The following is a 997-nucleotide window of genomic DNA, read 5'->3' on the forward strand; positions in this document are numbered from 1 at the left end:
GATACAACAGCGCCAACGTTAAGCTTAACCAGTGCAAGTGCAACGACCGAAACGACGACAACCTTAAACTTCACATCGGATGAAGCAGGAACCTACTACTACGTTGTCTATGCAGCGGCAGACGCAGCACCGAATGCGGCAGCGATTGAAGCACAAGGAACAGCCGTAGCCAAAGGAACAGCGGCAGCAGGCGCAACAGCGAACACGGCTAGCGTATCAGGCTTGACCGCATCCACAGCGTACAAGGCCTATGCCATCGTCAAGGACGCGGCTGGCAATGCTTCGAGCGTAGCGACAATCCCGTTCACAACGATAGCAACGCCGGATACAACAGCGCCAACGTTAAGCTTAACCAGTGCAAGTGCAACGACCGAAACGACGACAACCTTAAATTTCACATCGAATGAAGCAGGAACCTACTACTACGTAGTCTATGCAGCGGCAGACACAGCGCCGAATGCGGCAGCGATTGAAGCACAAGGAACAGCCGTAGCCAAAGGAACAGCGGCAGCAGGCGCAACAGCGAACACGGCTAGCGTAACCGGCTTGACCGCATCCACAGCGTACAAGGCCTATGCCATCGTCAAGGATGCGGCAGGCAATGTTTCGAGCGTAGCGGCAATTCCGTTCACAACGATAGCAACGCCAGATACAACCGCGCCAACGTTAAGCTTAACCAGTGCAAGTGCAACGACCGAAACGACGACAACCTTAAACTTCACATCGGATGAAGCAGGAACCTACTACTATGTAGTCTATGCAGCGGCAGACGCAGCACCGGATGCGGCAACGATTGCAGCACAAGGAACAGCCGCAGCCAAAGGAACAGCGGGAGCAAGCGCAGCAGCGAACACGGCTAGCGTATCTGGCTTAACCGCATCCACAGCGTACAAGGCCTATGCCATCGTCAAGGATGCGGCTGGCAATGCTTCGAGCGTAGCGACGATCTTGTTCACCACGACAGCAACGTCGGATACAACAGCACCAACGTTAAGCT

Annotated in this window: 1 pseudogene; it reads left to right on the top strand. The window is 54.6% G+C overall.

The annotated features are described in order from the left end of the window. Positions 1–997: pseudogene (locus ACFPPD_RS25865) on the top strand (hypothetical protein); the annotation flags it as partial.

Source organism: Cohnella suwonensis (assembly GCF_042655365.1).
GTDB lineage: Bacteria > Bacillota > Bacilli > Paenibacillales > Paenibacillaceae > Cohnella > Cohnella suwonensis.